Consider the following 6,731-nt stretch of genomic DNA (forward strand, 5'->3'; position numbering starts at 1 on the left):
ACCCGCCCAAGGAGCAGGGCGGCAGCCACCTCAGCACCTCAGCTGCTGCCTCCCCCGCCCCACCGGCTGCTCCGGCCGCCAGTCGGTCCGACCCCGCCGCCCGTCAGTCGACGAGGCCCCACTGGCCGTCGGTCGGCCAGTCCGCCCCCATCGGCCGTCGGTCGGTCCGCTCCGCTGGCCGTCAGTCGGTGAGGCTCACGATCATCTTTCCGGTGTTCTCACCGCGCAGCAGGCCCAGGAACGCCTCCACGCCGTTCTCGATACCGGCCACCTTGGTCTCGCTGTACTTCAGCTCGCCGGAGCGGATCCAGGCGGAGACCTCCTCGACGAACTGCGGCTGCAGCGCGGCGTGATCGCTGACCAGCAGGCCCTGCAGACGCAGCCGCTTGCCGATCACCATCGCGAGGTTGCGCGGCGCCGGGGTCGGCTCGGTGGAGTTGTACATCGAGATCATGCCGCAGATGGCGGCGCGACCATGGACGTTGAGGGAGCTGATGGCCGCTTCGAGGTGGTCACCGCCGACATTGTCGAAGTAGACGTCGATGCCGTCCGGCGCGGCCTCCTTGAGCTGCTTACCGACATCGCCGTTCTTGTAGTTGAAGGCGGCGTCGAAGCCGTACTCCTCGACCAGCAGCTTGACCTTCTCGTCGGAGCCGGCCGAGCCGATGACCCGGGAGGCGCCCTTGAGCTTGGCTATCTGGCCGACCTCGCTGCCCACGGCACCGGCCGCACCGGACACGAAGACGGCGTCGCCCTCCTTGAAGGAGGCGACCTCCAGCAGCCCCGCGTATGCCGTCAGGCCCGGCATGCCGAGTACGCCGAGGTAGGCGGTGAGCGGAGCCAGCGACGGGTCCACCTTGGCGGCGCGCTTGGCGTCCAGGACCGCGTACTCGCGCCAGCCGGAGCCGTGCAGCACATGGTCGCCGACGGCCACGGAGTCATCGCGCGAGGCGATGACCTCGCCGACGGCGCCGCCGTCCATCGGCTGGTCGAGCTGGAAGGGCGGGACGTAGGACTTCACATCGTTCATCCGGCCGCGCATGTACGGGTCGACGGAGAAGTGCTTCGTGCGGACGAGGATCTGGCCCTCGCCGACCTCGGGCACCGCGGCCTCGCGCAGCGCGAAGTCCTCAGGGGTGGGCCAGCCGTGGGGGCGGGCGACGAGGTGCCATTCGCGACCGGTCGTGGGCAGTGCGGACATAGCGCGATCCTCCTAATGCTTCAGGTTCTGAAACAATGATGCTCCTCGATATTTCACGTTGTCAAGCAATTGGGTATCCTGCTGTGCATGACACCGCGCGCAGACTCCTTGACCGTCGAGGTCGTCGATCTCATCGGCACCGTCGTCGCCCGCTACTACGAGGAGTACGAGCACGCCGCGGCCGAGCACTCCCTCACCGGCGCGCAGGCCCGGGTGCTCAGGCTGCTCTCCCTCGAACCGCTGCCGATGCGCAAGATCGCCCAGTGCCTGAAGTGCGAGCCGTCGAATATCACCGGCATCGTGGACCGCCTGGAGTCCCGCGGCCTGGTCGAGCGCCGCCCCGATCCGGCCGACCGCCGCATCAAGCTCGCCGCCCCGACCGACGAGGGCGCACGGACGGCCGAGGCGCTGCGTACGTCACTCAGCTTCGCGCGCGAACCCCTCGGCCGGCTGACGGTCACCGAACGGACGCTGCTCAAGGAACTGCTACAGCGAATGCTGGGCGTCGCACCGGAGTGAAACCGGAGGCCCGGCGGGGGCCCCGTACGGACCACCGGGAGCCCCGTGCGGACCGGCGGGGGCCCCGTGCGGACCAGCGGCTGAAGCGGCGCCCCGCACCGCCGCATTCGCCGTCACCCAAGGGCCGTTCCGCGGGCGCCGGCCCCCGCTCCACCGACCGGCTCCGCACCACCCGTCACGACGTCGGACCGCGGACCACCGACGGCTCCTACAGCGTCCCCCGCCCCGGCATCACCCGCCGCCCAGGCGTCGTCCACCTCCCCGGCCTCGTCCGCCGCCCCACCGCGGTCCGCCTCCCCCGCAACTCCCCCCGCACCGAGCCCCCGCAGCAGGGTCAGCGCCAGTACCGCGGCGCAGGCCATCACGCCCGCGGCGACCAGCACCGCCGTCTGCAGCCCGTCGGTGAACGCCGTACGGGCCGCGGTCAGCAGGGATCCGCCGGCCCGGCCCGGGAGTTCGGCGGCCACCGCGAGGGCGCCGGCCAGCGTCTCCCGTGCCGCGCCGGACGCCGCCGGGGGAAGGCCGGTGGGCAGGGCGTCGCCGATGCCGCTCCGGTAGACGGCGCTCCCGATGCTGCCCAGGAGGGCCATGCCCAGCGCGCCGCCCAGTTCGGTGCCGGACTCCAGTACGGCCGAGGCGGAACCGGCCCGCTCGGGCGGTGCGAGGCCGATGGCCATTTCGTTGCCGAGCGACATCACCATCACCAGGCCCGAGGCGTAGACCGACGAGCCGACCAGGACGAACCACAGGGCCGAGCCCGGCTCCAGCCAGGACAGCCAGACGAAACCGCCGGCCGCGACGGCGAATCCCATGGCGATGATGCAGGCCCGGTCGATCCGCTGGGCGAGCGCCGTGGCCGCCGGGGCCATCCCGCCCACCGCAAGGGTGGGCAGCAGGTTCCACAGTGCCGCTTCCATGGGGCTCATGCCCCGTACGGACTGCAGGTATTGGGTGAAGAACACCGCGCAGCCGACGATGGCGAACATCGCCAGCAGGTTCAGCAGCACCGAGACGCTGAACCCGCGGTTGCGGAACAGCGCCAGGTCCAGCATCGGATGGCGGGCGGTGCGCTGGCGGTGGACGAAGGCCGCGGCGGCCAACAGGCCGCCGACCAGGGCGAGGACGGGCAGCACCGCCACGCCGTCGCGGGCGATCTCCTTGATGCCGTAGACCGCCGGCAGCATCGCGAGCAGCGACAGCAGCGAGCCGGTCAGATCGAAGCGCCCGGCAGCCGGGTTCTTGAACTCCGGGAGCAGCAGCGGCCCGCAGACGAGCAGCAGCACCATCGCCGGTGCGTTCATCAAGAACACCGAACCCCACCAGAAGTGTTCCAGGAGTACGCCGCTGAGCACCGGACCGATCGCGATGCCGCCGGTCACCGCGGCCGACCAGATCGCGACCGCCTTGCCGCGCTGCTTGGCGTCATGGAAGAGGTTGCGGATCAGGGCGAGCGTGGACGGCATCAGGGTCGCGCCGCCGACGCCGAGCAACGCCCGTGCGGCGATGAGCATGCCGGCGCTCTGCGCATAGGCAGCGCACCCGGAGGCGAGGCCGAAGAGGAGGGCGCCGGACAGCAGCAGCTTGCGGCGGCCGATGCGGTCGCCCAGGGCGCCCATGGTGATCAGCAGGCCGGCCAGCACGAAGCCGTAGACGTCCAGGATCCACAGTTGCTGGACGCTGCTGGGCTCCAGTTCGGCGGTCAGGAAAGGCACCGCGAAGTAGAGCACCGAGACGTCCATCGAGACGAGAAGGCAGGGCAGCAGAAGGACGCCCAGGGCGGTCCACTCCCGGCGGCCGGCCCGCGATGGCGACGACGAGGGGGATGGCGATGTGTACGAGGTAAACGACATGGGTGACACGGTAAACAGGCAGTGCTTACGGCGCAAACAGCAGGCCCAGTAAGGGAATTGGGCGTTCGTCACACTAGTGCACTGGGGCGGGGAGACCCCTGGCGGGACCGCCCACTGTTACCCTCGATGCAGCGAAACCGCCCTAGTGCACTAGTACGGAGGCCATCCCGTGGCACAGCCCGCTCCGCCGCCCTACCGCCGGATCACCGACGAGATCCGGCGCCGTATCGACACCGGCGAGCTGGCGCCGGGCGACCGGGTGCCCTCGACCCGGCGGATCACCCAGGAGTGGGGCGTGGCGATGGCGACCGCCACCAAGGTGCTCACCACGCTGCGTCAGGAGGGCCTGGTCCGGGCCGTACCGGGGGTGGGCACGGTGGTCGCCGAGCCGCCGTCGCCGCGGGCCACGGGCGCGGCGGCCCCGCGGGAGCGGCGCCCGCGCGAGACGGACCGCGGGTTGAGCCGCGAGAGCGTCGTACGGGCCGGGGTCCGGGTCGCCGATGCCGAGGGGCTGCGGGCGCTGTCGATGCGCCGGGTCGCCGCCGAGTTCGGGGTGTCGTCGATGGCGCTCTACCGTCATGTGGCCGGCAAGGACGAACTGGTGCTGCTGATGGCGGAGGCCGCGTTCGCCGGCATCGAGCTGCCCGAGCCCGCTCCGGACGGCTGGCGCGCGCGGATGGAGGCGGGGGCACGGCTGCAATGGGAGCTCTACCGGCGCCACCCCTGGCTGGCGCAGTACCTGTCGATCACCCGGCCGCAGCCGATGCCGCGGGCGATGGCACTGATCGAGTGGACCATGGCGCGGGTGACCGGCATCGACCCGGTGACGCTGATCCACATGGCCATCACGCTGCTGAACCACGTGCTCGCCACCGCCGCCGGCTTCGAGGACGATCTGGAGGCCGAGCAGGAGACCGGCCTGGACCAGAACCAGTGGATGGCGGCCATGGAGCCGGTGTTCGAGGGCATTCTCACCTCGGGCTCGTACCCCATGTACGCGGGGATCTCGGGGGCCGACGACGGCGTGGTGAACCTGGAGTCGATCTTCGAGTTCGGGCTGGCCCGCCTCCTGGACGGGATGGCGACACTGATCGACCGGCAGGCCGCGGGATCCGACGGCGCCGGCTGAACTCCCGGCGAGAGCCCGGCGGCTGTCTTCCCGACGAGAGCCCGGCCGGGCCGGCCAACTCCAAACCGCGCTGCCCCCACCACCGTCCGATCCCCTACAACAGCCGCCCCGAGCCCGCCGAGCCCGCCGAGCCGGCCCCGTCCCACCGCGCCCCGCCGTCCACCACCATGTCCCTCATGAACCGTACCCCTGACAACGACCCGCCCGCCGGCCCCGGGACCCCCTCCGGGCTGCCGGGCCCGGTCGCCTTCCAGCTCGTGCTGCTGCGCCGGATGGCCGACCACCACCCGGGCCTGGTCGAGGACGCGCTGCGCACCCTGGAGGTCTCCCGCGCGGACCTGCGCGAGGCCAACCGCCGGTGGCAGGCACGGATGCACGCCCCGCGGGCGCCCGGCGGCATCCAGCCTTATCGTGCGCTGCTCGGCACCCCCGAGACCGTCGCCCCCCGCCGGATCGGCGATCTCACCTGCGAGGCCGTGACCTGGCCCGTCCCGCTCTGGCCCGGCCTCCGGTTCGAGGTCCTCACTGCCGGCCGGGGCACCGTCTGGAACGCCTGGCTGATCCGGGCACCCGGCGCCACCGCCCCTGACCTGCGTACGACCGCGGATCTACGGCCCTGGTCCTGCACGGTCGACGAGGTCGCCCGCGCCTTCGCCCCGGCCCGCCCGATGGAGGGCAGCGCCCCCACCCGCTGGCGCCTGGCCTGTACCGCCCCCGGACCCGACGGCACCCCGCAGGACATTGTCCCCGAATTCACCTGGGGTCTGTACCAGCGGCTGACCGGCTGAGCGCCAGCCGCGGGGGTTCGCCGCGCCGCCTCACTCCGCTGCCGCAACCCCTCGTCACCCGTCCCCCGAGCGGACCTCCCGACAGGCGGCCGGCCGCGTGCGACCGGAGGATGACGCACAGCGGCTCCTCGCGAACGGGCCGCCCGAGCGCTCCGTCCACACCGGCCCGTCGGGGAGGAATCACCCATGAACATCAGCCTCGCCCAATTGCGCCGCTGCTCGGCCGCCATCGACGTCGGCGCCGCCCGGACCAGGGTGTATGTGAAGAACCAGGGGCTGGTCGTGGATGAACCGACCGTCGCGGCCATCAACACCCGTACCGGGGCGCTGCTGGCGGTCGGCGCCCAGGCGGAAGTGATGGACGGCCGCACCCCGGACTACATCCGGGTGGTGCGCCCGGTCTCGAACGGCACCATCGTCGACATCGACATGGCGCAACGGCTGCTGCGCACCCTGGTCGGCGACAAGCTGCGCAAGACCTGGCGGCGGCGTCCCTCGACGCGGGCCGCGGTCTGCCTCCCGCACGGCAGCGAGCCGCTGGCGCAGCGGGCCGCCGTGGAGACGCTGACCGGGCTGGGGGCGCGGCGGGTGGAGCTGGTCGACACCCTGGTCGCCGCCGCGGTGGGGACGGGGCTGCCGGTCGAACAGCCCGAGGCCACCATGATCATGGTGTGCGGCGCGGGAACCACGCAGGTCGCGGTGCTCTCCCTCGGTTCGATCGTGGCGGCGGAGACCGTGCCGGTGGGCGGCAACGCCATCGACCATGCGGTCATCCAGCATCTGCGGCTGCACCACGAGCTGATGCTGGCGGGTCAGGCCGTCCGTCCGCTGCAGATGGTGCTCTCCGGGGGCGACGGTCTTACCCCCGGCTCCACCGAGGTGCACGGCCGGGACCTGGTCAGCGGCATGGCGCGCTCCGTCCATGTCGACACCGAGCGGGTACGGGATGCCATCACCACCCCGCTGACCGCGATCCTCGACGCCATCGGGGCCGTCCTGCGGCGCTGCCCACCGGACCTGGTGGCCGACCTCGGGGAGCGCGGCATCGTGCTCGCGGGCGGCAGCGCCCTGATCCCCGGCCTGGAGCCGATGATCCATCAGGCCACGACCATGCCGGTGCACACCGCGGACCGCCCCGACATCTGCGCCGTCATGGGGCTCGGCGCCATGATCGAGGGCAAAGTACAGCCCCTGCACCTCGACCCGATGGCCCCCTAGGGAAGCGGCCCCGGCCCGCCCCCATC

6 protein-coding genes are annotated in these 6,731 nt (G+C 72.1%); 4 read left to right on the forward strand and 2 right to left on the reverse strand.

The window, feature by feature from the left end; translation table 11 throughout:
* Positions 1-181: 181 nt before the first annotated feature.
* A complete protein-coding gene (locus EST54_RS32710; RefSeq protein WP_129251311.1) occupies positions 182-1,201 on the reverse strand; it encodes an NADP-dependent oxidoreductase in 1,020 nt (339 codons plus the stop codon).
* A gap of 87 nt (positions 1,202-1,288) precedes the next feature.
* On the opposite strand from EST54_RS32710, the gene EST54_RS32715 reads away from it, so the two are divergent.
* Positions 1,289-1,720, forward strand: a complete 432-nt coding sequence (locus tag EST54_RS32715; RefSeq protein ID WP_129251312.1) for a MarR family winged helix-turn-helix transcriptional regulator — start codon at positions 1,289-1,291, stop codon at positions 1,718-1,720.
* A 113-nt stretch (positions 1,721-1,833) separates the two neighbouring features.
* Here EST54_RS32715 and EST54_RS32720 read toward each other — a convergent pair whose 3' ends face one another.
* Positions 1,834-3,570: an MFS transporter gene (locus EST54_RS32720; protein ID WP_129251313.1), complete on the reverse strand. Its 1,737-nt coding sequence runs from the start codon at positions 3,568-3,570 to the stop codon at positions 1,834-1,836.
* Between the two features lie 169 nt (positions 3,571-3,739).
* Here EST54_RS32720 and EST54_RS32725 point away from each other — a divergent pair, with 169 nt between their 5' ends.
* The 3 genes from EST54_RS32725 (at position 3,740) to EST54_RS32735 (ending at position 6,705) form a co-directional block, all read left to right on the forward strand.
* Entirely contained in the window at positions 3,740-4,699 is a 960-nt protein-coding gene (locus tag EST54_RS32725; RefSeq protein ID WP_129251314.1) for a TetR/AcrR family transcriptional regulator C-terminal domain-containing protein, read from the forward strand.
* 176 nt (positions 4,700-4,875) lie between these two features.
* Positions 4,876-5,487 carry a hypothetical protein gene (locus tag EST54_RS32730; RefSeq protein WP_129251315.1) on the forward strand — a complete coding sequence of 204 codons (612 nt, stop codon included), beginning with the start codon at positions 4,876-4,878 and terminating at the stop codon, positions 5,485-5,487.
* A gap of 186 nt (positions 5,488-5,673) precedes the next feature.
* On the forward strand, positions 5,674-6,705 hold the full coding sequence (locus EST54_RS32735) for a rod shape-determining protein (protein ID WP_006605802.1): 1,032 nt from the start codon (positions 5,674-5,676) through the stop codon (positions 6,703-6,705).
* Positions 6,706-6,731: the final 26 nt, after the last annotated feature.

The sequence above is a fragment of the Streptomyces sioyaensis genome (genome assembly GCF_004122735.1).
GTDB lineage: Bacteria > Actinomycetota > Actinomycetes > Streptomycetales > Streptomycetaceae > Streptomyces > Streptomyces sioyaensis.